The sequence below is a fragment of the Bradyrhizobium sp. MI1.3 genome, assembly GCF_055811695.1.
On the sequence record NZ_JBVVPQ010000229.1, the window covers coordinates 1 to 756 of the forward strand.

1 protein-coding gene is annotated in these 756 nt (G+C 59.3%); it reads left to right on the top strand.

The features are described from left to right. Positions 1-584 (top strand): GNAT family N-acetyltransferase (locus tag AC0L3A_RS40785; RefSeq protein ID WP_473256586.1); only part of this gene is annotated, 584 nt, incomplete at its 5' end. Positions 585-756 lie beyond the last annotated feature (172 nt).

Below are 756 nucleotides of genomic sequence, written 5' to 3' on the forward strand. Positions count from 1 at the left end.
AGGCTGAGCCGGGCATCACCTCGGCGCATGCGAGCATTCGGGCAAGAACCGTCTGGACGATTGTCCTCGGCTTTGCCGCCGATCCACTGATGCGTTGGAGTTGGCCGGACCCTGGACAATATGTTGGCAGCATGACTCAGTTCATCGAGGCTTGTGGCGGACGGGCATTCGAGCATGGCACAGCATACGTCACGGGAGAGAGCCGCGCCGCGGCCCTGTGGTTGCCTCCCGGCGTCCAGCAAGATGAGGATGCACTGGACACCATCATGGCGGTGTCCCTGCGCCCGGAAATCAGCGAACATATGGCACACGTGCGCCAGGGAATGGCCGAACATCATCCGTCCGAGCCACATTGGTATTTGCCCCTCATCGCCGTCGATCCGAACTGGGTCGGACGAGGGCTTGGCACATTGCTGATGAAGTACGCTCTTCAAAGATGTGATGAGCAGGGCGTCGCAGCCTACCTTGAAAGTTCGAATCCTGAGAACATTCCGCTTTACCAACGACACGGATTCAAGATTATTGGAGAGATACAGCACGGCTGCTCGCCGCCACTCACGCCGATGTTGCGAAAGGCGAATTGAGCGGAATTCGGCGACGCTTCGCATGCTTCGGCTCCGAGAGCGTCCTTGCACGCTCCGAGCTGAGGCGCATTGCCTCATCCAGAATGTTCTGGGCAAGTTCTCGGTGGTGATAGGGGCGGTGCCATCAAAGTGGTTCAGCGGCGTATGGCGGGAAAGATCAGCATGGGCGCGC